Here is a 940-nt window from a genome sequence, read left to right on the forward strand (position 1 = left end):
GCCGCCAGTGCGCTGACGACATGCCAGCCGAGCTGACTGACTTTTGTCACCAGCACGCGACCTTTGGAAAACATTCGCCCTTGTTCGCAACTGCCCGCAACGGGCCGTAATTTCCTGCTCGGAATTCCTGTGGCTTGCCGGTGAAATGGTGGCAGTTTTTCATCACGAAAGCCTGCCATGTCACATCTCGAACATCACTCCAAATCCGCCAGCCGCGATACCCGTGAGCTTGGCCGATCCCCTTGTCAGGAAATCGCGCAGTTGCTTGCCGCCGGCATTCTCCGGGCACGTACAGGCGCAGCGCTGGCGAGCTCATGTCAGCATGACGCCACGGCTGGCGACATTTCGCTTGGCTTTACTGGCCACCAGCGCGTTCATACGAACCCGTCTCAACAAGAAGGAGTTTTCGTATGACGACACACGCAAGCCAAGAAACCGTGGCTGCACGGCTGGCGCAACTGCCCTACCTGCCGATGGAAAACCTCTGGGCGCTCTGGGATCAACACTTTGATCGTCGCCCTGGCCACCATCACCGCACCTGGCTGGAAAGCCGGCTGGCCTACAAGATTCAGGAGGAGGCATTTGGCCCCATGTCCACATCGCTCAAGCGTCGACTGGAAAAAATCGGTGAAACCGGCGAGGTGCCCAACCAGAAGCGCAGAGCAGAAAACCAGCTGGCGCCGGGTGCCACCCTGGTCCGCGAATACAACGGCATTGCCCATCAGGTCAAAGTCCTGGACGATGGGCGTTTCGAATACCAGGCCCGTGCCTACAAAAGCTTGTCTGGAGTGGCCAAGGCCATTACTGGTACAGCCTGGTCCGGGCCGGCCTTCTTCGGATTGCGCCAGCCGTCCAAGCGGGGGGCGTCCGCATGAGAAAACCCGCCCTTTATCCCAATACGCAAGCGCCAGCGATCACGCCCAAGCGGCGCTGTGCGGTC

General features: G+C 59.8%; 2 protein-coding genes. Both read left to right on the forward strand.

Annotation, left to right across the window (positions count from 1 at the left end; translation table 11 throughout):
• Positions 1 to 177 precede the first annotated feature (177 nt).
• Positions 178 to 414, forward strand: coding sequence for a hypothetical protein (locus tag C1I89_RS34305; RefSeq protein ID WP_146196996.1), 237 nt, complete (start codon positions 178 to 180; stop codon positions 412 to 414).
• A complete protein-coding gene (locus C1I89_RS33720) occupies positions 411 to 875 on the forward strand; it encodes a DUF2924 domain-containing protein (protein ID WP_102776423.1) in 465 nt (154 codons plus the stop codon). Before C1I89_RS34305 ends, C1I89_RS33720 begins: the two co-directional genes overlap by 4 nt.
• Positions 876 to 940 lie beyond the last annotated feature (65 nt).

The sequence above is a fragment of the Achromobacter pulmonis genome (genome assembly GCF_002885955.2).
In the GTDB taxonomy this organism is placed as follows: Bacteria; Pseudomonadota; Gammaproteobacteria; order Burkholderiales; family Burkholderiaceae_B; genus Achromobacter; species Achromobacter pulmonis_A.